This is a genomic window from Nonomuraea jiangxiensis (assembly GCF_900099965.1).
In the GTDB taxonomy this organism is placed as follows: Bacteria; Actinomycetota; Actinomycetes; order Streptosporangiales; family Streptosporangiaceae; genus Nonomuraea; species Nonomuraea jiangxiensis.
In genome coordinates, this window is record NZ_FNDJ01000013.1 from 268328 (window position 1) to 292527 (window position 24200).

Below are 24200 nucleotides of genomic sequence, written 5' to 3' on the forward strand. Positions count from 1 at the left end.
CGTGGAGGCTGATTCGGCCCCTCATGCATGCTGTTACTCACACGTCCTCGCATCGTCATCGGAACAAAACGGCGTTGGGCGTGAGGTTTCTCGCCGCCCCCGGTCTTCAGGCTCGGCCGACCAGGTCGGGCGGTCCGTTGCCGAGGACGTACGAAACCGTCAGGTAGTTCCAAGAACAACCTTGGCAGACCTCGACGACGTACACCCGGAACTCATCGTAATCATGAGCCATGGCGACGAGTTCCGACATGACCTTTGCCTGTCCGGCATGCCTCCCGAGGGAGTCGCCGTAGACATAGGTCACGTTGGTGACGTTCTCCCTTTCGCAGACCGGGCAGAGACGTTCGGTCGGCTCGCCGAAGTAGCGCGCCGCGCGAAGGAGGTAGGGCTGTGCGTCACAGACGTCGCCGCGTGAGGTGCGCCCATTGCGCAAGGAGCGGACCACCGCCCGTTTCGCCAGGCCGTAATCCACCACCCTCCGCTGTGACCACATGAGCGCCAGACTACGGCTTTTTTCCGATTCATCCCAACGACTTGGCAGATTCAATGATTGCAGCGATATAGCGGCGCGACGTATCCTCGGGATGTATCGGCTCGATACATCGATGCGAGAGGGGGCGGTTCCGGTGGCCGGCGGACAGGGCAGGGTCTTGGAGCTGGCCGTGCTCGGGTCGCTGCATGAGACACCACTACATGGCTATGAGCTGCGCAAACGGCTCAACGCCCTGCTAGGGATGTTCCGTGCGTTCTCCTATGGATCGCTTTACCCCTGTCTGCGATCGCTACTGGCTCAGGGCCTGATCGCGGAGGAACAGCCCGCTCAGCCCCCGATCGTCGGCGGGCGATCGAAGATCGTCTACAAGCTGACCGCCGAAGGCAAGGAACGGCTGCAGGACATGCTGACCCAGGCCGGGCCCTCCGCCTGGGAGGACGAGAGCTTCGGTGTGCACTTCGCCTTCTTCAGGCACACCGAGGCCGAGGTGCGCCTTCGCATTCTCGAAGGCCGTCGCAGCAGGCTGGAGGAGCGGCTCGACGCGGTGCGCACCGCGCTGTCGCGCACCAGGGAGCGGCTTGACAGTTACACGCTCGAGCTGCAGCGCCATGGGCTCGAGTCGGTCGAGCGCGAGGTGCGCTGGCTGAACGAGCTGATCGCAACGGAACGTCGGGCCTCGGAAGAGCCCGAGAGAGATACCACGTCAACTGATGAGTAAGGGAGCGAGTGCGATGGGTTCGGTTCGCGTGGCCATTGTCGGTGTCGGCAACTGCGCGTCGTCGCTGGTCCAAGGCGTTCACTACTACAAGGACGCCGACCCGGAGATCCGGGTGCCGGGCCTGATGCACGTGAAGTTCGGCGACTACCACGTCGGCGACGTCGAGTTCGTCGCCGCCTTCGACGTGGACGCCAAGAAGGTCGGCCGTGACCTCTCCGAGGCCATCGTCGCCAGCGAGAACAACACCATCAAGATCACGGACGTGCCGCCCACCGGGGTGACGGTCCAACGGGGCCACACGTTCGACGGTCTGGGCGAGTTCTACCGCGAGATCATCGAGGAGTCCGACGAGACGCCCGTCGACGTGGTCCAGGTGCTGCGTGACAACCGTGTCGACGTCCTGGTGTCCTACCTGCCGGTGGGTTCGGAGGAGGCCGACCGCTTCTACGCGCAGTGCGCGCTGGACGCCAAGGTGGCGTTCGTCAACGCGCTGCCGGTGTTCATCGCCTCCGACCCGGAGTGGGCCGAGAAGTTCACCGAGGCCGGCGTGCCGATCGTCGGTGACGACATCAAGTCTCAGGTCGGCGCCACGATCACGCACCGGGTGCTGGCCAAGCTGTTCGAGGACCGCGGGGTGGAGCTGCTGCGCACGTACCAGCTCAACTTCGGCGGGAACATGGACTTCATGAACATGCTGGAGCGCCAGCGGCTTCTCTCCAAGAAGATCTCGAAGACGCAGTCGGTCACCTCGCAGATCCCGCACGAGATGGCCAGGGCCGACGTGCACATCGGGCCGTCGGACCACGTGCCGTGGCTGGACGACCGCAAGTGGGCGTACGTGCGGCTCGAAGGGCGCTCGTTCGGCGACACGCCGCTGAACCTGGAGTACAAGCTCGAGGTGTGGGACTCCCCCAACTCGGCGGGGATCATCATCGACGCGGTCCGGGCCGCCAAGATCGCCCTTGACCGGGGGATCGGGGGGCCGATCCTGTCGGCGTCCTCCTACTTCATGAAGTCGCCGCCGAAGCAGTTCTCCGACGACGAGGCCCGCGACTACGTCGAGAAGTTCATCAGGGGTGAGGTCGAGCGCTGACCTCCCTGCCAGATCATGCCGGAAGGCGCCGCGCCCGGGCCGGGCGCGGCGCCTTGGTGAGTGCCAGAGCCCCGCTCTCTCGTGAGTGCCGGGCCGCGGCTCCTTCGTAGGTGGGGGCTACGCGTCGGTGGTGAGGCTAGACGCGGGCCGCGGGGGGCAGGGCGGTGTCGGGGGCCGGTGGCCAGGTCATCGGGTCGGCGCCGAGCTCCGCCAGCAGCGGCACCTGCTCCCGGCACCATGGCGAGATCGCCAGCAGCCCTCGCCGCACGCCCTCGACGAACTCCTTCCATGGCATCCACAGCACCTCCCCCACCTCCTCCGGGTTGGGCGTCACGGGAGCGTCGACCGTCACCCGGTAGACCGGGCAGAGCTCGTGCTCGACGATGCCGTTGCCCATCACCGCCCGGTAGGCGAAGGTCGGCAGCATCAGATCGGCGTGCTCGGCCCGCAGGCCGAGCTCGTAGGAGAGCCGGCGCAGGACGGCCCGCTCAGGCGGCTCGCCCGGCAGCGGGTGGCCGCAGCAGCTGTTGGTCCAGACACCCGGCCAGGTGATCTTGTGGTCCGCTCTCCTGGTGAGCAGTACGCGGCCTTCATGATCGAAGACGTAGCTGGAGAACGCCAGGTGGAGGGGGGTCTCATGGCCGTGCACCGACGTTTTTGGCGCGGTGCCCAGCGCATTGCCGTCACCGTCGACCAGCACAACGTGTTCCTCGGTCGTCACGCTATGAAGCGTACGAGATCGGCGCCACCACTAGGAACCTGTTGTTCACCTGCTGCACCAACCTCGCTCGCATCCTAGACGACCCCCACAGGGCTAGGCTGGCCGCGTGTCATTCGTCGCCGATCTACGCGTGGTCCTGCGTGGCAGGGATTTCCGGCGGTTGTTCGGCACCCGGCTGTCTTCCCAGTTCAGCGATGGGATCTTCCAGTTCGGGGTGGCCGGGTTCGCCTTCTTCAGTCCCGAGAGCCAGACGACCGCGCTCCAGGTGGCCGCCGGTCTCGCCGTGCTGCTGTTGCCGTACAGCGTGCTGGGGCCGTTCGTCGGCGTGTTCATCGACCGCTGGTCACGACGGCAGATCCTGATGGTGGCGCCGATCGTACGCGGCATGTTGCTGCTGCTCGCCGCGGTGCTGGTCGCCGCCGACGTGCCCGATCCGGCGTTCTACGCCACGGCGCTCGCCGTGCTCGGGGTCAACCGGTTCTTCCTGACCGCGCTCGGCGCCTCGCTGCCGCACGTGGTGCCCGCCGACCGGCTGATGGCGGCCAACGCGGTCACGCCGACCTCGGGCACGGTGATCACGTTCGTGGGCGCGGGCGCCGGGTTCCTGCTGCGCGAGGTGTTCGGCGGCGACGACCGCGGCTCGGCGCTGCTGCTGGTCTCCTGCTGCGTGCCGCTCGCGCTGAGCGCGCTGGCGGCGCGCACGATGGACCGCGCCCTGCTCGGCCCCGAGCCCGACCCGAACCGGCCGCAGACCCGCGAGGCCATGCGCAACGTCGTGACCGGCCTGGTCGACGGCGCCCGGCACCTGGGGCGGCAGCGCATGGCCGCGGCCACGATGGGCGCGATGGCCGCCCACCGCTTCTTCTACGGCATGTCGACCGCGCTCGGCATCATCCTCTACCGCTACTACTTCACCGACGGCGATCCCGACGCCGCCCTGCGCGGGATCGGCCTCGTGGTGGCCACCTCCGGCGTCGGCTACTTCCTGGCCGTGATCATCACCCCGTACACGACCGAGTGGTTCGGCATCGAGCGCTGGGTGCCAATCGCGCTGGCGGCCTCCGGGGTGCTGGCGGCCGCGACGGCGCTGCCGTTCCAGGAGTGGGGGCTGCCGGTGGCCGGGTTCATCCTGGGGGTGACCGCGCAGAGCGTCAAGATCTGCGCGGACACCACCGTGCAGCGCGACGTCCAGGACATCTACCTGGGCCGCGCGTTCTCGATCTACGACATGCTCTTCAACGGCATGTACGTACTCGCCGCGGCCCTGTCGGCGATGATCCTGCCGGCGAACGGCAAGTCCTACACCGCCGTCGTGATCATCGCGATCGGCTACCTGGTGGCGGCGGTGGCCTACCGGATGGTCACCGCGGCCGCCTCACGTGCCGAGGTCGCCTGACCCGCCGCGCTCGCCCGGGCCCATCTCGTTGGCCCGGGCCCAGTCCAGCAACGCCGCGGTGGCCGCGTCCTTGCCGATCATGCCCTTGTCCAGCCTGAGGTCGAGCAGGAACTTGTAGGCCAGCCCCACCACCGGCCCCGGACCCACGCCGAGCACCCGCTGGATCTCGTTGCCGTCGAGCTCGGGCCGGATCTTGGCCAGCTCCTCCTCCTCGGCCAGCCGGGCGATGCGCTCCTCCAGCTGGTCGTAGGTGCGCGCGAGCGTCACCGCCTTGCGCTTGTTGCGCGTGGTGCAGTCGGCCCTGGTCAGCTTGTGCAGCCGGTCCAGCAGGTGACCGGCGTCGCGCACGTAGCGGCGCACCGCGCTGTCGGTCCACTCCCCCGTGCCGTAGCCGTGGAAGCGCAGGTGCAGCTCGACCAGCCGGGAGACGTCGGAGACCACGTCCTTGGGGAACTTCAGCTCCGTCATCCGCTTTCTGGTCATCTGCGCGCCGACCACCTCGTGGTGGTGGAACGACACCCGCCCGCCCGCCTCGTGACGCCGCGTCTTCGGCTTGCCGACGTCGTGCATGAGCGCCGCCCAGCGCAGGACGCGGTCGGGCTTGCCGTCCTCCTCCTGCGCGATGGCCTGGTCGAGCACGGTCAGCGTGTGGTCGTAGACGTCCTTGTGCCGGTGGTGCTCGTCGATCTCCAGGCGCAGCTTGGGCAGCTCGGGCAGCACGTGCGCGGCCAGCCCCGTCTCGACCAGCAGCCGCAGCCCCTCGCGCGGGTTGGCGCCGCAGATCAGCTTGTCGAGCTCATCGCGGATGCGCTCGGCCGAGACGATCTCGATGCGCTCGGCCATCGCGCTCATCGCGGCCAGCGCCTGCCCGTCCACCTCGAAGCCGAGCTGCGAGGCGAACCTGGCGGCCCGCAACATGCGCAGCGGGTCGTCGTCGAAGGACCGCTCAGGCGTGCCCGGCGTGCGCAACCGGCCGGCCCGCAGGTCGCTCAGGCCGCCGTAGGGGTCGACGAACTCGTGGCCGGGCAGCCGCACCGCCATCGCGTTGACCGCGAAGTCACGCCGCTCCAGGTCGGCCTCCAGCGTCTCGCCGTAGATGACCTCAGGCTTGCGCGACTTCGGATCGTAGGACTCGCTGCGGTAGGTCGTGATCTCGATGAGCCAGTTGCCCTTGCGCAGCCCGACCGTGCCGAAGTCGATGCCGATGGTCCACACGGAGTCGGCCCAGCTCTTGACGATCTCGAGCACGCGCTCGGGACGGGCGTCGGTGGTCAGGTCGAGATCATTGCCGGCGCGGCCGAGCAGCAGGTCCCGCACGGGACCGCCGACGAGCGCGAGCTCATGGCCCTGCGCGGCGAACAGGCGACCGAGCTCGTCGGCCACCGGCGCGATCTTGCGGAACAGGTCGGTCATGGCCCGATGCTGGCTTTCGGTCAGAGTTGAGTCGGACAAACGTGATGAGTCCTTCCGGAACATATCCCCCGAGCCACATGGGGTCCGGGTTACCGTCGGTCAAGGGACCGTCGGGGGGCCATGGAACAAGGCAAGGAGGACTATATGAAGGACGCCCTCGCGATCCACCGCTGGCTCCTCGCACACCAGGTCCATCATGAGATCGTACGCCTTCCGCGTCCCATGACATGCGCGGAAGAGCTGCCGGAAACGCTCTCCGCGGCGCCCGACAGGTGCCTCATGGTCACGGTCTTCGAGGTCGTCACGCGGCTCGGCCACGAGGTCGTCATAGCCGTCACCAGCACGGTCGCCCGCCCGCCCCGGCCCGGCGCCGTCGGCGGCCAGCTCGGCCTGCGCCAGGTGCGACCGGCCTCGACCCACGTGGTCAATTCGGCGACCGACTACACCGACGGGCTGGTGTGCCCGCTGCTGCTGCCCGAGTCGCTGCCCATGTTCATCGACGACCGGCTGGTCGCGGACGACGAACCGATCTTCGCGGCCACCGGAGAGCGGCACACCGCGCTCTCCATCCGTGCTCTCGACCTGCTGACTCTCCTTCCAGGCAAGATGGTCGACCTACGTGGATCAAGGCCGCGAGGATCTCGTGGGGCGGTCGCGCGACGGCACTGAGCCCGTACCATTGCGGGCGTGCGTCGTCGTTACCCAACCCGGGCATTCGCGTGATCCGTAAGGCCGCGCTGCTCGTCGCGTTGTCCGCCGCGTTGCTCGCCCCGATGATGGCGGCGACGGCGCCGAACACGGCTGCCGCGAAGGCGAGCCGGCAGACGCTCGCCGTGACGATCTCCTCGATCACCCCGGAAGTGCCCAAGTCGCCGACCGATGTGATCAAGTTCTCCGGGACGGTCCGCAACGACACCGGCGCCCCGCTGACCAACGTGCGCGTGCGCCTGCGTTACACGGCGCAGAAATTCACCGACCGCGCCACCATGAGCGCCTACCAGTCCGACCAGAACTCCTGGACGCTCCCGGGCAACGTCTCCCCCACCTCCTCGATGTACGTCCCGGCGCTGGCCGCGGGCGCCCAGACGCGCTGGGAGTTCACCGCGACGCCGGTGCAGCTCGGCTACCAGTCGTTCGGCGTCTATCCGGTGGCCGTCGACGTGGCCCAGAACGACGTGATGGTCACGGCGCAGCGGACCTACCTCACCTACGCGCCGCCGGCCGTGCCGAAACTGCCGCGCAACCGGCTGGCCATCGCCCTGCCCGTCATCGACCAGCCGCACCGGGCCACCGACGAGGCCGTGTTCGTCGACGACAGGCTCAAGCAGTCGCTCGCCGACGGCGGCCGGCTCGCCGACCTCGCCGGCATCGCCCAGGTCGCGCCCAAGACCGTCACGTGGTTCGTCGACCCGGCGCTGCTCGACGACCTCAACACGATGAAGGGCGCGTACAAGGTCAAGACCAAGGACGGCACGGAGTCCAAACCCGCCGAACCCGCCGCCGAGCAGTGGCTGACGACCATGCGCACCTCGCTGGCCGCCTCGCCCGTGGTCGCGGTGCCGTACGCGGACCCTGACGTGGCGGCGCTCGCGCACCACGGGCTCGACACGCAGACCGGCAAGGCGATCCAGATCGGCGAGCAGGTCACCAGAGAGCTGCTCAACCCCGGCGCCACGGCCACCACCAACTGGCCGCCCGCCGGAGTGCTCGACGCCGACGCGCTCGATCTGCTCTCGGTCAGCGGCGACAAGGTGAACCGGGTCCTGCTCAACGCCACCAACCTGCCGCCGCAGCCGCCCGTCACGTTCACGCCCGATGCCGCCTCGACACTCGACTCGGTCAACGGCCCCGTCACCGCGCTGGTCGCCGACACCGAGCTGAGCCGCCTGTTCGAGCCCGCGTCGGCCACGTCCGTACTGCTCAGCACGCAGCGCTTCGTCGCCGAGACCGCGATGATCGCCTCGGAGATCGGCCAGACCTCGCCGAGGTCGCTGATCGTCGCTCCCTCACGGCGCTGGAATCCCAACCCGACGCTCGTCACCGCCCTCATCAAGATCGCGGGCCGGCTGCCGTGGCTGCAGCTCACGCCGCTGGAGTCGATCAAGCCGACCCGGGTGTCGGTCCCGCGGGCCGGTCTGACCTACACCGACCGAGACCGCAAGAGCGAGCTGACCGCGAAATACCTCGACCCCGTCAAGGACGTCGCGACGAAGGCGGAGCTCACCTCCCTGATCACCCAGCAGAAGGCGCCCTCCGGCTTCGACGCGGCGGTGCTGCGCCTCACCTCGGCGGCCTGGCGTGACAACACGCGCGTGGCCCGTAATGTGACCACCCTGGTCAAGTCGGCGGTCACCGCCAGGACGGAAGAGGTGCAGATCACCGGGGCCGGGCCCGACCGGTCGCGCACGCTCGCCGGCAGCAACGGCGTGGTGCCGATCAGCGTGAAGAACTCGCTCAGCATCCCCATCTCCCTGTTCATCGACGTCAGGTCGAACAATCCCGACCTGCTGCAGGTCAACTTCAAGCAAGAGGAAGAGCCGCTGGTGATCGGCGGCAGGCAGAGCGGCACGGTGCAGGTGCCGATGAACGCCGCCACCGACGGCGACGCAACCGTGACCGTCCAGCTCAAGACCGCCGACGGGCGCCCGTACGGCAAGGCACAGAAGCTGACCATCCGCACCACCGGCTACACCGGGATCGCCCTGGTGATCGTGGGGGCCGCGCTGACCGTGATGCTGGCCGCCGTGGTGATGCGCGTGCTGCGCCGCCGTTCGGAGCGCAGGGTCGCACGGGCCGCCAAGAACCGGGAGAGTGAATCTGTATGAGCCGCATGCTTCGGGCCAGCGCCATCATGGCGGCGGGCACCATGGTGTCCAGGGTCACGGGGTTCGTGCGGACGATGGTGCTCGCCTACGCCATCGGCACGGCGGCCCTGGGCGACTCCTACAACGCGGCCTACGCGATCCCGTACAGCATTCTCGACCTGCTGCTGCTGGGCGTGCTGAGCAGCGTCGTGGTGCCGATGATCGTGCGGGCGCAGCACCAGGATCCCGACGGCGGCCGGGCCTACGAGCAGCGGTTGCTGACGATCTCCACGGTGGCGCTGGTCGTGGTGGCCGCGGTCGCCGTGCTCGCCGCGCCGCTGCTCATCGACCTCTACACCGTCTGGGCGCCGGGGAGCAAGAGGTTCGAGGTCGGGGTCACGCTGGCGCGGTTCATCCTGCCGCAGCTGGCCTTCTTCGGGGTCGGCGCGGTGGCGGGCGCCATCCTCAACACGCGCGACCGCTACGGCGCCCCCATGTGGGCGCCCGTGCTCAACAACCTGGTCGTCATCTGCGTCTTCCTGGCCTACGTGGTGGTCGGCAGCGGCGGCGGCGACATCGACAAGGTCACCGACGGCGACCTGGCGCTGCTCGGCCTGGGCACCACGGCCGGCATCGTGGCGCAGGCGGCCGTGCTGATCGTGGCTCTCAAGCGGGTGGGGTTCTCGTTCGTGCCGCGGCTGGACGTGTGGAACGCGCGGCTGGGCGAGATGACCAAGACCGGGATCTGGACGATCGGCTACGTCGTCGTCACGCAGCTCGGGTTCATGCTGACGGTCAACCTGGCGAGCTCGGCGGGCGACGTGGTGCCGGGGCACGGCATCAGCCCGTACACGTTGGCGTTCCAGCTTTTCCAGCTCCCGTACGGGGTCATCGGCGTCTCGGTGATCACCGCGATGCTGCCGCGGATGAGCCGGGCCGTCGCCGAGGAGCGCTTCGACGACGTGCGCGCCGAGTTCGGGTCCAGCGTGCGGATGATCTGCGCGCTGATGGTGCCGGTGTCGTTGCTCCTCATGGTGCTCGGACCGGCGATCACCGTGCCCATCTACGGCCACGGGGCCAACAGCGTCGCCGACGCGGTCTACATCGGCAACGTGCTGCAGGTCTACGGGCTGGCGCTGGTGCCGTTCTCGGTGTTCCAGTTGCTGCTGCGCGTCTTCTACAGTTTCGGCGACACGCGAACACCGGTGTTCGTCGGGGCGGGCACGACCGCGGTCAACGCGGGGCTCATGGTGCTGTTCTACTCATTGTTGCCGGCTCGTTATGCGGTGATGGGGCTGGCCCTGGCGTACGCCATCGCGTACGCGCTGGGTGGGGTCACCGCCTGGTGGCTGGCCAGCCGGCGGGTTCAGGGACTGGGCGGATGGACCATCGGCATGGCGCTGACCAGGATGTATCTCGGCGCTTTGCCCACGGCCGTGCTGGCCCTGGCCGCGGTGTGGGTGGTCACGACGGCGTTCGACGGGCTAGGGTTCGTCAACTCGCTGATAGTTCTGGGCGTCGGCGGGGGTATGGGGCTGCTGCTCTATCTCGCTATAGCACACAGAATGCGCATCCCTGAGGTCAACTCGATCGTTGGGATGGTCGCCAGGCGGGTAGGCCGGTAAAGAACGCGGTCGGAATCTACTCGGCACTACCATGAAGCTCGACACGCGCGAATGGAAGCAGGAGGGGCGTGGGCGGATCCACCCGGCATAGCGCGCCTTCGTGGGACATGCCCGCGCAGGTGTGTCGAGTCATGAGCACGCCCTATCGGCCAAGCGGAGAGAGCCAGTGAGCACGTCGGCCGTCGAACCCGGCACCCGCCTAGCCGAGCGCTTCCGGCTCGAGGATCGCGTGAGCGAATCCGAAGGAGCCACGCTGTGGAAGGCCATTGATGAGATTCTCGCGCGGCCCGTCGCCGTACACACTTTCGGACCGGAGTTTCCGCGCGTCCACGAGGTCGTCACAGCCGCCCGCGCCGCGAGCAGGCTGACCGACCCGCGCCTGACCCAGGTGTTCGACGCCGCCGAGGACGAGAAGCTCTCCTACGTGGTCAGTGAGTGGGTCACCGGCGACACGCTGACCGATCTGCTCGACTCGGGCCCGCTGGAGCCGGAGCGCGCGGCCGGGCTGGTCGCCGAGGCCGCCGAGGCGCTGGCGCACGCCCACGAGGCGCAGCTCTACCACGTGTGCCTGCGCCCCTCCCACCTGGTGTGGACCACCGGCAACACGGTCAAGGTGCTCGGTGTCGCCGTCGACTCGGCGCTGTCCGGGCTCACCACCGACCAGCCCGCGCTCGACGACGCCGAGGGGCTGGGCCGGCTGCTCTACGCCGGTCTGACCGGTCACTGGCCGGGCGACGAGGAAGAGGGCGGGCTGCCCGCGGCCCCCATGACCGACGGCCATTTCTGCACGCCCCGCCAGGTCACCGCCGGGGTGCCCAGCTACCTCGACTCGATCACGGTGCGGGCCTGCCTGCCCGAGTCGCGCAGGGGCCAGAGCGCGCTGACCACCCCGGCGCAGGTGGCCGAGGCGCTGGGTGACGTGGCCAGGCCGATGCCGATCCCGATCGCCTACCCCTCCACCCCCGCGGTGGCCTCCGCCTCGCACACCGAGGGCTTGGACATCGCCCACCGCCAGCAGCACCACCACCACTACACCATGCCGTCGCCGACGCCCCCACCGCACCGCCCGCAGGGGGGTGGCCACGGCAGCACGCTCAACCGGGTGCTGATGACGCTGGTGGTACTGCTGGTGATCGCCGCCGTCGGCGTCGGGGCGTGGACGATCGGCCGCAGCCTGGGCAGCCCGAACGCGACGGCGACGCCGAGCGCCGGCGCCCCGAGCAACTCCGCGTCCGCCGCGCCCGAGGTCGAGGTCGTCAAGCCGGAGAAGGCGCAGGCCTTCGACCCGCTCGGAGGCAGCGGCGAGCAGGACGAGAAGCCGGAGAAGGCCCCGCTGGCCATCGACGGCAAGCCGAGCACGTTCTGGGAGACCGAAGGCTACTCCAACGCCGAGCTCGGCGGGCTCAAGGACGGCGTCGGCCTGCTGCTCGACATGGGCAAGTCCATGCAGATCAGTGACGTGGTGGCTACGCTGGCCGATACGCCGGGCGCGACCGTCGAGCTCAAGGTGGGCGACTCCCGCGATCTCGACTCGCTGAAGACCGTGGCGACCGAGAAGAACGCAGCAGGTAAGACCACTCTGACCCCCGACGAGGCGACGAGCGGTCAGTACGTTTTGATCTGGTTTACGCGTGTTCCTGCGGATGGAGGCAAGTTTCATGGCACCATCTATGAAGTAGTGGTGCACTCTCCCGGATCGGCATAATCAGGAATCCCTCTTGTGAACTCCCCACCCGAGACACCCTCAGCCGCGGAACGGCCGGCGATCACGGACGCCGAGCTGCTTACCGCGCACATCAACGGGGATCCACACGCCTTCAGCGAAATCGTCAAGAGGCATCGCGACCGCATGTGGGCGGTCGCCCTGCGGACGCTCGGTGACCCCGACGAGGCCGCCGACGCCGTGCAGGACGCCTTCGTCTCCGCATACCGCAAGGCCGCCACGTTTCGTGGCGAGGCGGCCGTCACGACTTGGCTCCACCGCATCGTGGTCAACGCCTGCCTCGATCGGATGCGCCGCAAGTCCGTCCGGCCGGTGGCCGACGACGAGCTCATCGAGGCCGCCGAGCGCGAGACCCCGCTGCCCGACCACACGGTCGAGCGCGAGGTCTCGATGGAGGTTTCGGCCGCCCTGAAGCTGCTGCCCAGCGACCAGCGAGCCGCGCTGGTGCTGGTCGACATGATGGGTTATTCGGTCGAAGACGCAGCTCAGGTGCTCCAGGTGCCCAGCGGCACGGTGAAGAGCAGGTGCGCCAGGGGCCGCGCGAAACTTGCCCCAATTCTTTCGCATCTGCGGAACCGAACAGACCTCAATCGCGTCTCATCCGCGAAGGGAGCAGAACTTCGTGACGGGTGATACGCACTACGATCTGGAAATTCTCGCCGAACTGGCCGAGGGTCTCCTAGACGTCGGCACGGCACGCCAGGTCCGCGAGCATCTCGCGGTCTGCGACCCCTGTGGGGAGCTTCTGGCTGACCTGGCGGCGGTTCGCGAGGTGCTCGCGGCGACCCCCACTCCGGCCATGCCGATGGGTGTCGCGCTGCGCATTGACAAGGCGCTGGCCGCGGAGGCCGGGCGCGGCGGAGGTGTCGGCCTCGCGGAACCACCCGACTGGGATGAGCTCATGCGGGACGCTCCGTGGGAGCGACCGATCGAGGCGCCGACGCGGCTGGGAGCCGAGCCGGTGACCCCGGTGGAGGAGCCGGTGCACCTCGGGGTGGTCTCCGATGACGGCACGATCGTCCCCGCCAGGCGGAGCAGGACCAGGCGCCGGTGGGCGGTGCCCGCCGTGGCGGCCGCCGCCGCGGCGGTGGTCGTTGGCACGGCGGTGGTCTCGACCACGCTGCTCGCGGCCGGCGGTGACGGGCCCGGTGCCGGCAGCACCGGTGAGAACAGGGTGGCCAAGCCCGAGACGCCGCCGAAGACGTACCCACGGGCTCCGTCCTACGCGATGACCAACAGCGGTCACAACTACAGCGACCACGACCTGCGCCAGCCGCTCGAAGGCATGTTCGGTTACGCGCAGATGGTGGGCGGCGACTCCTCGGACCACGCCAACGTCGACAAGTGCGTCAGCCGGGTGGTGAGCCGGTCGAAGCTGCCGACGTACGCGGTCGACCAGGGCCAGTACAACGGACAGGACGCCCTCATCGTGGCCTCCTGGAAGGACAAGGCCGCGCAGACGCTGCGAATCGACATCGTCGACCCGTTCAACTGCAAAAACCTGCGTAAACCCGCACTGGGCCGCTGGTAACGCAAAAAACGGTGGCGTCGTCCCTCGGAAGGGCCCGCTTCGGCGGGCTCTTTTTCTTTGCCCGTGCGCTGTCCCGCGGCGAGGTGGGTCGGGGCGGGAATCAGCTCGCCCTAGGATCTGTTGACGCCACTGCAACCGCAGACGAGGAAGGCGTGGAGCGTTGAGCGACGTTCGTAACGTGATCATTATTGGGTCGGGCCCGGCCGGCTACACCGCGGCCGTCTACTCCGCGCGCGCCGAGCTCAAGCCACTCGTGTTCGAGGGCTCGGTCACAGCGGGCGGCGCGCTCATGAACACCACAGACGTGGAGAACTTCCCCGGGTTCCCCGACGGCATCATGGGTCCCGACCTCATGGACAACCTGCGCAAGCAGGCCGAGCGGTTCGGCGCCGAGCTGGTGGCCGACGACGTGGTCGAGGTGGACCTCAAGGCCAACCCCAAGGTCGTCAAGACCCACAGCGAGACCTATTACGCCAAGTCCGTCATCCTGGCCATGGGCTCCGGATACCGGGAGCTGGGCCTGGCCAACGAGAAGCGCCTATCCGGGCACGGCGTGTCCTGGTGTGCGACCTGTGACGGGTTCTTCTTCCGCAACAAGGACATCGTGGTCGTCGGCGGCGGCGACACCGCGATGGAGGAGGCCACGTTCCTGACCAGGTTCGGCCGGATGGTGACGGTGGTGCACCGCCGCGACTCGCTGCGGGCCAGCAAGATCATGCAGGAACGCGCCTTCTCGAACGAGAAGATCCGTTTCGTCTGGGACTCCGAGGTCGTGGACGTGCTCGGCGACAGCAAGGTCGAGGCCGTGAAGCTGCGCAACCTCAAGACCGGCGAGGAGTGCGAGCTGGCCACGGACGCGCTGTTCCTGGCCATCGGGCACGACCCGCGTACGGACCTGGTCAAGGGCCAGATCGACCTGGACGAGAACGGGTACATCAAGGTCGCCTCCCCGTCCACGGCCACCAACATCGACGGAGTCTTCGCGGCGGGCGACGTCGTGGACCACACCTACCGCCAGGCCATCACCGCGGCCGGCACCGGATGCTCGGCCTCGCTCGACTCCGAGCGCTGGCTGGCCAACACCGAGAAGTAAGGAGCGCACCGTGAAGGCAGTAACCGACGCCACTTTCGAGGCCGACGTCCTCAAGAGCGACAAGCCCGTACTCGTGGATTTCTGGGCCGAATGGTGCGGCCCGTGCCGTCAGGTTGCGCCGATCCTGCAGGAGATCGCGAGCGAGCACGGCGACAAGCTGGAGATCGTCAAGCTCAACATTGACGAGAATCCGGAGGTTCCGCGCCAGTACGGCGTACTCCAGATTCCGACGATGAACGTCTACAAGGGTGGAGAGGTCGTGAAGCAGATCATCGGCGCCAAGCCGAAGGCCATGCTGCTGCGCGAGCTCGAGGGCATCATCTAGCACGCCCTGCGGTGCGGTTGTGCGTTCTTGCGGCGCGCTTCGCCCGACGAGGCCCCTCGCTTCCGGCGGGGGGCCTTTCGTCTTCCGGGCTCCTGGGGGTTTTCGGGGTTTCCCGGTCGCTTTCGGGCTCTCCGGTTGCTTTCGGGGCTCTCGGGTCTGAGGGCTCCCGGACAGTCGTCTCCTCGGGCCTGAAGGGCCGTCAGACGGGACGTAGGGCGCGTTCCGGACTCATGGAGCCTAGGAGCCGCTCCAAGGCCACCTCGACGTCCTCACGCCACGAGACGGCGGTCTTGAGTTCCAGCCGGAGCCTCGGGAATCGCAAATGCGGACGAACAGTCTTAAAACCAACAGAAAGCAAGTATTCCGCCGGAACTACGCAACTAGGTTCTTCCCACTTGAGGTCCCCAAAAGCCTCGATAGCCTTCACGCCACGCCGCGTCAGGTCTTTGGCCACGCCCTGAATCAGCATCCGCCCCAGCCCGCCACCCGAGAACTCCGGAATGATGTGCGCGGTCATCAGCAGCACCGCGTCGGCACTGACCGGCGAGGTGGGGAAAGCCACCGACCGTGGACTGTAAAGGGGCGGGCTGTAAAGGACGAACCCGGCGGGCACCCCATCAACGTAGGCAATTTTTCCGCAACTACCCCATTCGAGCAGTGTGCCGGAGATCCACGCTTCCTTCTCCAGCCCCGGGTCGCCCGACTGCACAGCGCGTTCGGCGCTGACGGGATCGAGCTCCCAGAACACGCACCGCCGACAGCGGTGCGGCAGATCTTCAAGATTGTCCAGGGTTATGTTGACCAGCCGGCGCGACAACTACCGCCCCTATCGTTGACCCGGAAAAGCGCGCGAAAACCGCGTCCACAGGTGGCATCGTAGCCCAGTGAGGATGCCGCCAGCGGACACCACGACGGTGGAGGTCGGTCACTAACGACATGTCCGGCTGGCGTAATCTGGTATTTCCGCCCGATATGACACCTAGGAGGTGGGCCGTGACGGAAGAGCGGGATCACGGTCAGACACCCGCGACCCAAGGGTCGCGCATTGACGCATACGTCGATCGGTACGCCGCGCGAGCTACCGGGATGGTCGCCTCCGAGATCCGAGCTCTTTTCGCCGTCGCGTCGAGGCCCGAGGTGGTCTCGCTGGCCGGCGGCATGCCGTACGTCACGGCGCTCCCCCTCGACATGGTCGGCGAGCTGGTCTCCGACCTGGTCACCAGGCGCGGCCCGGTCGCGCTGCAGTACGGTTCCGGCCAGGGCGATCCGCACCTGCGCGAGCAGATCTGCGAGGTCATGCGGCTGGAGGGGATTCACGCCGGGGCGAACGACGTGGTCGTCACCGTCGGCTCGCAACAGGCCCTCGACCTGGTCACCCGGATCTTCATCGACCCGGGCGACGTGGTCCTCGCCGAGGGCCCCTCGTACGTCGGAGCGCTGGGTACGTTCTCCGCCTACCAGGCCAAAGTGGTCCACATCGCTATGGATGATCAGGGCATCGTGCCTGAATCCTTGGCCCAGACCATCTACGCCCTGGAGACCGCCGGAGCGCCCATCAAGTTCCTCTACACGATCCCGAACTTCCAGAACCCGGCCGGCGTCACCCTGAACATCGCCCGCCGCCAGCAGGTGCTCGACATCTGCCAGCGGGCGGGGGTGCTCGTCATCGAGGACAACCCGTACGGACTGCTCGGTTTCGACGGCGAGCCCATGCGGGCCCTGCGTGCCGACAACCCCGACGGGGTGGTCTATCTGGGATCGTTCTCCAAGACGCTCGCTCCCGGTTTCCGGGTCGGCTGGGCGCTGGCCCCGCACGCCATCCGCGAGAAGCTCGTCCTGGCCATGGAGTCGGCCGTGCTGTCGCACTCCTCGTTCACGCAGCTCGCCGTGGGCCAATACCTGGCTTCGCAGCCGTGGCAGGAGCAGATCAAGACGTTCAGGGAGCTCTACCGCGAGCGCCGCGACGCGCTCCTGGGCGCCCTCGACTCCCTGATGCCGCCCGAGGTCAGCTGGACCCGCCCCGGCGGCGGGTTCTTCGTATGGGCGACCCTGCCCGAGGGGCTCGACTCCAAGGCCATCCTGCCCAGGGCGGTGGCCGAGCGGGTGGCGTTCGTGCCGGGGACCGGGTTCTACGCGGACGGCAGCGGGGCGCGGCACATGCGCCTGTCGTACTGCTATCCCCAGCCGGATCGCATCCGCGAGGGGGTGCGGCGGCTCGCCGGGGTGATCGAGCAGGAGATGCAGCTGCGGGACACGTTCGGGACCGGCTCGGTACGCGACCACCAAGGGGTGGACACGCCGGGCCCCGACCTGAAATAGCGCCTTCATCGCAGCGGGGCCGGTGTTCCCCTGGGACGCCGGCCCCGCTCGTTTGCGGGTTGGGACACCGGGACGGCCCCCGCACACACCCTCGGCCCCCGCGCCGGTACGGTTGGACAGCGTGCGATCAGCAGAGGAGATGTGATGAGCGATCTGGGCCACGTGCTCGTGCTGGCCGGAGGCCTCTCCTACGAGCGTGAGGTGTCCCTGCGCTCGGGTCGCCGAGTGAGCGAGGTGCTGCGCGCGGCGGGCATCGACGTGGAGGCCCGTGACACCGACGCCTCCCTCGTGCCCTCGATCCTCGTGGACCCGCCCAACGCCGTCTTCGTGACGCTGCACGGCGGCGCCGGTGAGGACGGGGCGATCCGGTCCGTGCTGGAGCTCCTCAACGTCCCGTACGTGGGGGCCGATCCGGACGCCTGCCGGGTGGCCTTTGACAAGCCCACCGCCAAGGCGGTCGTGCGCTCGGTCGGCCTTCGTACGCCGGAGTCCGTCACGCTGCCGAAGGAGACGTTCCACGACCTGGGCGCCACCGTGGTGCTGGGACGCATCGTGGAGCACCTGGGTCTGCCCCTGTTCGTCAAGCCCGCCAGGGGCGGCTCGGCGCTGGGGGCCTCGATCGTACGCACGGCCGAGGAGCTGCCCGCCGCCATGGTCGGTTGCTTCGCGTACGGCGACACGGCGCTCATCGAGCGGTACGTGGAGGGCGTGGAGGTGGCGGTCTCGGTCGTCGACCTGGGCCAGGGGCCGGTGGCCCTGCCGGCCGTGGAGATCGTTCCGGACGAGGGGGTCTACGACTACGCGGCCCGCTACACGGCCGGCCACACGGAGTTCTTCGCCCCGGCCCGCCTGTCCCCGAAGGCCGCCGCGGCCTGCGCGGAGACCGCCGTCACGGCCCACACGGCGCTCGGGCTGCGCGACATCTCCCGTACCGACCTCATCGTCGACGCCTCGGGCACCCCCTTTTTCCTGGAGGTCAACGTGGCACCGGGAATGACGGAGACCTCACTCCTGCCCATGTCGGCCGAAGCCGCCGGCCAGGACCTGGGCGAGCTCTGCGCCACGCTCCTCCAAATAGCCGCCACCCGCTCCCGGTCCTCGTAGGCTCGCTTCTTGGTGGGCGTACCGAGGCTTCCCCACCCGCCGCACGGTGCCTTTTCCGGCGTCCGCTGAGGTTCGGGTCCTACCGGCGGCCGACGGGGCCAAGGATGAAGGTCGTCCCCTCGTTCTCCGGCACCTTCAGCGCCAGCTCCGTCTCAGCGAGGGCCTCGGCGATCTCCTCGCGGTCGCCCAGCCACCCGAGGTAGAGCTCGCCGACCAGGTCGCCCCGGACGTCGAAGGCGGAGTCATGACTCTGGGTGTTCCAGAAGACGGCCTTGGGTGATTCCACGTCCTCGGTCAGCTCGTACACGCGCTGCCAGCAGCCCGACGGGGTGGGCCAGAGGGCAGGCTCGGCAACGTATCCCTTCGCGGTCAGCCGTTCGAAAGCCCGCAGGATCCGGCACAGATCGGAGGGCTCCGCAGCGGCCAGGCAGGTCGCGGTGCCTTCGTTCGGCTCGTGGAGACCACGCTCCACCGCCAGGAGCCGCTCCATCGCGGCATCGAAATCCTCGTCCTCCACCTCCTCTTCGGGAAGCCTGATCACGAGTCCCTCCCAGGCGAAGGCCGACTGAATATCCGCCGTGAGCGAACCCCTCCAGCGCACGTCAACGTCCCGGAGCAGTGCCCCATCTACCGAGAACGCGTCCGAGAAGTCCTCAGGCAGAGCCAGCAGTCCGGACTGACCGGTCGCGGACGCGAACTCCTTGCTGGTGACGTGCCGCCACCCCTTCTCGTCCAGCCGGTCGAGGGCCCGGTCGAAGGCCTCGCTGTGCGACTCGGCAGGCGCATACGCCCGCTCGCGCCTGGCCAGTTGCCGCCGGTGATGCGCGATCACCATCGCCCACCAGCAGTGCGGATGCCCGAACGCTTCGGGATCGAGCTCCTCAAGCTCCTCGGCGATCTCCGCGAGCCGGGCCATGTCATCCGCCGGACGCTCCGCCCAGGGCAAGCTCGTGTACGCGCCCAACCGCCGAACGAACTCGACGAAGGCCCCGAGCGTGGTGTTCACGACCTCGTACTCGGGCTTCTCGTCGCCGTCCCCAAGGGACAGGAGCACGACGAGCCCCCTGCTCACATCGAGAAAGTACAACATGTCACCGTCGGGCCCGGTTCCGCCGAGGATCAAGGCTTGATCGTCCTCGTTCAACGGTCGGACGGCGAACAATCCGGGTGACCCGGCGGGGATGTCCGTACTGAAGTGCTCGCCCGCGACCCTGGGCAGCCCGGTCTCGGTGAGAAGCACGAAGTCGTCCTTGGACAGCCCGAGTTCCCTTCCCTTCTCGGCATCCAGGGTGACAATGTCCTCCTAGGCCACGGCCATTGCGTTCCCTTCATGGGGTTGAGCTCTTCGACTGAAAGAACCGTAGTGACCGATCTCGCTTGTGTCTTTGGATCTTCAACATTGGCGATCATGCGCCCTCCCACCGGTTGCGGCCCCCGGCGCCTGCTTCCTCGCCACGAACACCACCGCGTCCACCAGACCGTCCACAGCCGGGATGAGCATGCCGCACCACCTGATCACCCAAGGTCCCCGGACTCAAGCCACACCGACCCCACCCCATCCCCACCAATGCCACCACGAGCCCGCCCGCGCACCACGAGCCCCCGCAACGCGAGCCCGCGCACCACGAGCCCGCGCACCACGAATCCGCGCACCACGAGCCCGCGCACCACGAATCCGCGCAACGCGAATCCGCGGAATGCCGGAGCGGACAACTCCGACCCGCACAAGCCGGACTCGGACAATGCCGAGCCACACAACATCGCCCAAGGCAACCGGTGGCCGCCCAACGCCAACCGCGCGGGGTCAACTCAGATGCCTCAGTCAGGACGGCACCGATCCGGCCGGCATCCGCCAAGACGACGCATGCAGGCGACGCGCAGACGACACAGATGCCCACGGCGCCAACGCAGACGCCTCCGTTGCACTCAACGTCGACCTACGGCGCCAGCCCAGCCACCACCTACGCCAGAGCAGCCAACCTCAATCACCCGGACGACACTCGGCCCGAACAACATCGGCCCATGCAGCGCCAGCCCGCGACGACACAAGCCGCAGACAACGCATCGCATCACGGTCCGAGATGCCCCTGCCAGTGGAGGGCACCGCAAATCCCTCAGCGCGGTGAAAGTAGCCTTACGTTGTGCTGATCGATCCCATGTACTCGAAGAGTTTCGCCAGCGACAACCACGCCGGCGTGCACCCGACCATTCTCGAAGCCATCGCCGCCGCGAATCACGAAGACGCGCCCGCCTACGGCGACGACCGTTGGACTTCAGCGTTCCAGGACACGGCCAAGGAGGTGTTCGGGCCGGGTGCGGAGGGTTTCCCGGTTCTCAACGGGGCCGGCGCCAACATGGTCGGCCTGGCCCCCATGCTCGGCCGTTTCGATGCCATCATCTGTGCCGACAGCGCCCACATCGCCACCCATGAAGCAGGGGCCGCGGAGCGCCTGCTCGGCGTGAAGCTCATGACGGTTCCCACCAAGGACGGCAAGCTCAGGCCGGACGACATCAAGGCCCGCCTGGGCGGAATCGGCAACCCGCACGAATCCCAGCCCACGGTCGTCTCCGTCTCCCAGGTGACGGAGCTCGGCACGTGCTACTCCCCCGCCGAGATCGCCGCCCTCGCCGAGACCGCGCACGCGGCGGGTCTGCGCCTGCACATGGACGGCGCGCGGCTCGCCAACGCCGCCGCTCACTTGGGCAGCGACCTGAAGGCCATCACCACTGATGCCGGAGTGGACGTCTTCAGCTTCGGCGGCACCAAGAACGGCGCCCTGGCGGCCGAGGCCGTCGTGGTTCTCGACCCCTCGCTCACCCACGCCATTCCCTTCCTTCGGCGACAGTCCCTTCAGCTGGCATCGAAGATGCGCTTCATCTCCGCCCAGCTCTCGGCTCTTCTGACGGACGACCTCTGGCGGCGGAACGCGGACCACGCCAACCAGATGGCCGCCCGCCTGGCCGAGGGTTTGAAGGACGTTCCTGGGGTGTCCCTGGCCTATCCGGTCCAGTCGAACGCCCTCTTCGCCGTCCTTCCTCCGGCCGTCGCCGAGACGCTCCGGCAGCGCTACCTCTTCCACTACTGGGATGAGACGGCAGGCGTCGTCCGCTGGATGACCGCCTTCGACACCACTCCGGAACACGTGGACGACTTCCTCGACGACCTCCGCAAGGCCGCCGCCGCTTAGGCCCACCCTTCTCGCCCCGGCCACCTAATCCGCTGCCCCAGTAAGCAGCTCCCCTGTTTCACGTGAAACACGACGGCGCTCACACCAGCCACCAGAGCGTCCCCGCACCGCCGATCCAGCCGCCACCCATCCCCGGCCAACGCGAGGTTCGACGGCCGCCCCGTTGTTTCACGTGAAACAGGGCGCTACGCCGATCCACCTCGACCGCCTGTTTCACGTGAAACAACTCGCGGCGGCACACTCATCTCCCTGCTTCTCCCGCTCCCCTTAACACGCCTCCGCCATCCTTTAAGTGACTGGCGTGCATGCTGTACTGGGCAAGCCTGGCCCGGAGGGACGTCGTGGCGCTGAACGGCGAGATGGCAGGCAAGCCGTTACCGCTCCCCCCATCGCGCTGCGGTCCGAAGCGATAATGGGTGCCACCAGATCATCGCTTGTTCCTAGACGTGCCCCATCGGGATCGGTCGGCCACTGAGGCGATTTGCCAGGCCCCCGCCGATGAATGCCTGCGAGCGCTCCGGCGGCGGCGGGGAGCCAGCCCTGCAAGTGGAACGGCTGGAGCGCGCCCTGTGCCCAACTCCGGCCTAAGCCGGCCAGCAGCCCAACTCAGCAAGCGCCGTTAGGGCTGGCTGAAGTTGTAGATACTCGCCGGCTGACCAGCGCTCATCCGGTATGGCGTCGATGGCGACCGCAGGTGATGAGGAGGTCCTCGTAGAGCGGCAACGCGCTCGTCATTGCTGGCTGGCGTGTGGCTGGACGCTGGCCCAAGTCCCGGCTGAGGATCGGTGACGGTTTGCCCTTGAGACCAATGACGGATGTGTCCGGGCGTACGTGCCTACACGATCGGGGATGGCGCTGAGGGCGAGCGGATCGCGGTGACCAGCAGCAGGTGCGGACACGAGCGAGGCGCAACACCAGTGTTGGTCACGGCTCCTGTTGCCGGTCCGATTGCCGCTCCCGCCATGGCTGCTCCCGCCATCGCCACACCCCCGGTTGATGCGTCCTCTGGCGGCTGCCCCTCTCACTGCCCGCCGCCCTTGGTGCGCTGCCCGCTACTCCTGTTGCCGCGTCACCCCTGCCGCGTCACCCCTGCCGCGTCACCCCTGCCGCGTCACCCCTGCCGCGTCACCCCTGCCGCGTCACCCCTGCCGCGTCACCCCTGCTGTGTTGAGGGCCCGGCGGACGGCGGGCTGGGGGTTGTTTCACGTGAAACAAGGAGCGAAAACTGGTGGGACAGGGAACCAGAAACTTGGGTCGGTCAGTCTTCGGCTTCTCGCATGACGCGGACGGCTTCGGGGGCCATGGCGCCGATGATGCGCTCCAGGTCGTCGATCGTGGCGAACTCCACCACGATCCGGCCCTTGCGGCGGCCCAGGTCGACTTTGACCTTGGTTTCGAAGTGGTCCGAGAGACGGTCGGCCAGGTGGGTCAGGCCGGGGGCGGTGGGCCTGGGCGGCTGGCGTTCGCGAGTGGCCTTCTGGGCCGCCTTCGCGCTGCCCATGGCGACGATCTCCTCTACCGCGCGTACCGAGAGGAGCTCCGCCACGATCCGCTTGGCCAGTTCGATCTGTTCTTCGGCAGAGTTGAGGCCGAGGAGAGCTCGGGCGTGACCGGCGCTGATGACGCTGGCGGCGACCTTACGCTGAACTTCGGGCGGGAGGTGCAGGAGGCGGAGGGTGTTGGTGATGTGCGAGCGAGAGCGGCCGACCTTCTCCGCCAACTGTTCGTGGGTCGCCTGGAAGTCGTCAAGGAGTTGCTGGTATGCGGCGGCCTCTTCAATGGCGTTCAGCTGCTCACGCTGAAGGTTCTCAATGAGCGCATCTCTGAGGAGATCGGTGTCCTGGGTGTTGCGGACAATCGTGGGCACCGGGTCCAGGCCAACCTGCTTGCATGCTCGCCAGCGCCGCTCCCCCATGACCAACTCATACCGGCCTCCGCCTACCGGCCGCACAACGATCGGTTGCAGCAGGCCGACCTCGCGAATGGACGCCGCCAACTCCTCCAACCGCTCCCCATCGAACACGTCACGCGGCTGGCGCGGGTTCGGAACGATCGCCTCCAGGGCGACCTCCTTGAAGTACGCTCCCGCGATCGGCCGCGGGCCCGCATCCCCTGTTGAACCGTTCGCGGGGGCCACCGCTCCCGTACCGTCAACAATGGGACCGGTCGGGATGAGCGCCCCGAGTCCCTTGCCCAATCCCCGCCGCTGCTGACTCACTGCGTCTCCTCATCCAGCCGGTCGATTCCGGTCACTCCAGGAGAGGTTACCGTTGCGAGCCCGACGGAGTGCCCCCTCGCCACACACCGCCCTGTTGGATTTACACCGACACGGTCACAAACCTGCCTAACCCGTGACCGAGCCCCACCTTGTGGCACTCCCACCCGCTCCAGCCCTTCCAGCGAATCCCCCATCTCCTTCCCACGACATCCCCACCCCCCGAGTCGCACGACAACGCTCCCCGTCGCCCTTCCGGCGGCGCTCCACCACCACTTCACTCCCCCGGTCACCCACCCAGCTCGCAAACACTCGATCTCCAGCTCACGACTCACCGATCTCAAGCTCACGACTCTTGGTCTCCGGCTCACGCCTCTCCTCCGGCTGACAACCGACCGTTTCGCTCACAGGCTCCTGCTCCTCGGTCGCTCCTCAACCC

Annotated in this window: 20 protein-coding genes; 14 read left to right on the forward strand and 6 right to left on the reverse strand. The window is 68.1% G+C overall.

Features of this window, described 5'->3' with window-relative positions; all coding sequences use genetic code 11:
* Positions 1-106: 106 nt before the first annotated feature.
* Positions 107-493, reverse strand: a complete 387-nt coding sequence (locus BLS95_RS28505; protein WP_090937757.1) for a DUF5318 family protein — start codon at positions 491-493, stop codon at positions 107-109.
* A 133-nt stretch (positions 494-626) separates the two neighbouring features.
* On the opposite strand from BLS95_RS28505, the gene BLS95_RS28510 reads away from it, so the two are divergent.
* Both BLS95_RS28510 and BLS95_RS28515 read left to right on the forward strand, forming a co-directional pair.
* Positions 627-1211, forward strand: coding sequence for a PadR family transcriptional regulator (locus tag BLS95_RS28510; RefSeq protein WP_176993430.1), 585 nt, complete (start codon positions 627-629; stop codon positions 1209-1211).
* 13 nt (positions 1212-1224) lie between these two features.
* Positions 1225-2304, forward strand: coding sequence for an inositol-3-phosphate synthase (locus tag BLS95_RS28515; protein ID WP_090937760.1), 1080 nt, complete (start codon positions 1225-1227; stop codon positions 2302-2304).
* A 136-nt stretch (positions 2305-2440) separates the two neighbouring features.
* Here the strand turns inward: BLS95_RS28515 and idi are convergent, their stop codons facing one another.
* Positions 2441-3025 (reverse strand): isopentenyl-diphosphate Delta-isomerase, encoded by a 585-nt coding sequence (idi, locus tag BLS95_RS28520; protein ID WP_090937762.1) that lies wholly within the window; start codon positions 3023-3025, stop codon positions 2441-2443.
* Between the two features lie 106 nt (positions 3026-3131).
* Here idi and BLS95_RS28525 point away from each other — a divergent pair, with 106 nt between their 5' ends.
* Positions 3132-4421, forward strand: a complete 1290-nt coding sequence (locus BLS95_RS28525; protein ID WP_090937765.1) for an MFS transporter — start codon at positions 3132-3134, stop codon at positions 4419-4421.
* On the opposite strand, the gene BLS95_RS28530 is transcribed toward BLS95_RS28525, so the two are convergent.
* On the reverse strand, positions 4401-5834 hold the full coding sequence (locus BLS95_RS28530) for a CCA tRNA nucleotidyltransferase (RefSeq protein ID WP_425434753.1): 1434 nt from the start codon (positions 5832-5834) through the stop codon (positions 4401-4403). The two genes, BLS95_RS28525 and BLS95_RS28530, sit on opposite strands and share 21 nt — an antisense overlap.
* Positions 5835-5978: 144 nt before the next feature.
* Between BLS95_RS28530 and BLS95_RS28535 the strand changes: the two genes are divergently transcribed.
* From BLS95_RS28535 to trxA, 8 genes are all read left to right on the forward strand, one after another.
* On the forward strand, positions 5979-6503 hold the full coding sequence (locus BLS95_RS28535) for an aminoacyl-tRNA deacylase (RefSeq protein ID WP_090937771.1): 525 nt from the start codon (positions 5979-5981) through the stop codon (positions 6501-6503).
* A gap of 50 nt (positions 6504-6553) precedes the next feature.
* Positions 6554-8659, forward strand: coding sequence for a DUF6049 family protein (locus tag BLS95_RS28540; RefSeq protein WP_090937774.1), 2106 nt, complete (start codon positions 6554-6556; stop codon positions 8657-8659).
* The gene (gene murJ, locus BLS95_RS28545) at positions 8656-10263 is read left to right on the forward strand and encodes a murein biosynthesis integral membrane protein MurJ (RefSeq protein WP_245765327.1); all 1608 of its coding nucleotides are present in this window, start codon (positions 8656-8658) and stop codon (positions 10261-10263) included. The genes BLS95_RS28540 and murJ overlap by 4 nt, the downstream gene beginning before the upstream one ends.
* A 229-nt stretch (positions 10264-10492) precedes the next feature.
* Positions 10493-11968 (forward strand): protein kinase family protein, encoded by a 1476-nt coding sequence (locus BLS95_RS28550; protein WP_245765328.1) that lies wholly within the window; start codon positions 10493-10495, stop codon positions 11966-11968.
* Between the two features lie 15 nt (positions 11969-11983).
* Positions 11984-12619: an RNA polymerase sigma factor SigM gene (gene sigM, locus BLS95_RS28555; RefSeq protein ID WP_090937782.1), complete on the forward strand. Its 636-nt coding sequence runs from the start codon at positions 11984-11986 to the stop codon at positions 12617-12619.
* The gene (locus tag BLS95_RS28560) at positions 12609-13517 is read left to right on the forward strand and encodes an anti-sigma factor family protein (RefSeq protein WP_090937785.1); all 909 of its coding nucleotides are present in this window, start codon (positions 12609-12611) and stop codon (positions 13515-13517) included. The genes sigM and BLS95_RS28560 overlap by 11 nt, the downstream gene beginning before the upstream one ends.
* Positions 13518-13677: 160 nt before the next feature.
* Positions 13678-14610, forward strand: coding sequence for a thioredoxin-disulfide reductase (gene trxB / locus BLS95_RS28565; protein WP_090937789.1), 933 nt, complete (start codon positions 13678-13680; stop codon positions 14608-14610).
* Positions 14611-14620: 10 nt separating this feature from the next.
* Positions 14621-14935, forward strand: a complete 315-nt coding sequence (gene trxA, locus BLS95_RS28570) for a thioredoxin (protein ID WP_090937793.1) — start codon at positions 14621-14623, stop codon at positions 14933-14935.
* 199 nt (positions 14936-15134) lie between these two features.
* Here the strand turns inward: trxA and BLS95_RS28575 are convergent, their stop codons facing one another.
* Positions 15135-15752, reverse strand: coding sequence for a GNAT family N-acetyltransferase (locus tag BLS95_RS28575; RefSeq protein WP_090937796.1), 618 nt, complete (start codon positions 15750-15752; stop codon positions 15135-15137).
* Positions 15753-15907: 155 nt separating this feature from the next.
* Between BLS95_RS28575 and BLS95_RS28580 the strand changes: the two genes are divergently transcribed.
* Together BLS95_RS28580 and BLS95_RS28585 are read left to right on the forward strand one after the other, a co-directional pair.
* Entirely contained in the window at positions 15908-17254 is a 1347-nt protein-coding gene (locus BLS95_RS28580) for an aminotransferase-like domain-containing protein (RefSeq protein ID WP_090937798.1), read from the forward strand.
* A 144-nt stretch (positions 17255-17398) separates the two neighbouring features.
* A complete protein-coding gene (locus BLS95_RS28585; protein WP_090937801.1) occupies positions 17399-18358 on the forward strand; it encodes a D-alanine--D-alanine ligase family protein in 960 nt (319 codons plus the stop codon).
* A 79-nt stretch (positions 18359-18437) separates the two neighbouring features.
* Here the strand turns inward: BLS95_RS28585 and BLS95_RS28590 are convergent, their stop codons facing one another.
* Positions 18438-19655: an SUKH-4 family immunity protein gene (locus BLS95_RS28590; protein WP_090937804.1), complete on the reverse strand. Its 1218-nt coding sequence runs from the start codon at positions 19653-19655 to the stop codon at positions 18438-18440.
* Between the two features lie 844 nt (positions 19656-20499).
* Here BLS95_RS28590 and BLS95_RS28600 point away from each other — a divergent pair.
* Positions 20500-21546 (forward strand): threonine aldolase family protein, encoded by a 1047-nt coding sequence (locus BLS95_RS28600; RefSeq protein WP_090937811.1) that lies wholly within the window; start codon positions 20500-20502, stop codon positions 21544-21546.
* A gap of 1258 nt (positions 21547-22804) precedes the next feature.
* Here the strand turns inward: BLS95_RS28600 and BLS95_RS28605 are convergent.
* Positions 22805-23764 (reverse strand): ParB/RepB/Spo0J family partition protein, encoded by a 960-nt coding sequence (locus BLS95_RS28605; protein WP_090937817.1) that lies wholly within the window; start codon positions 23762-23764, stop codon positions 22805-22807.
* Positions 23765-24200 lie beyond the last annotated feature (436 nt).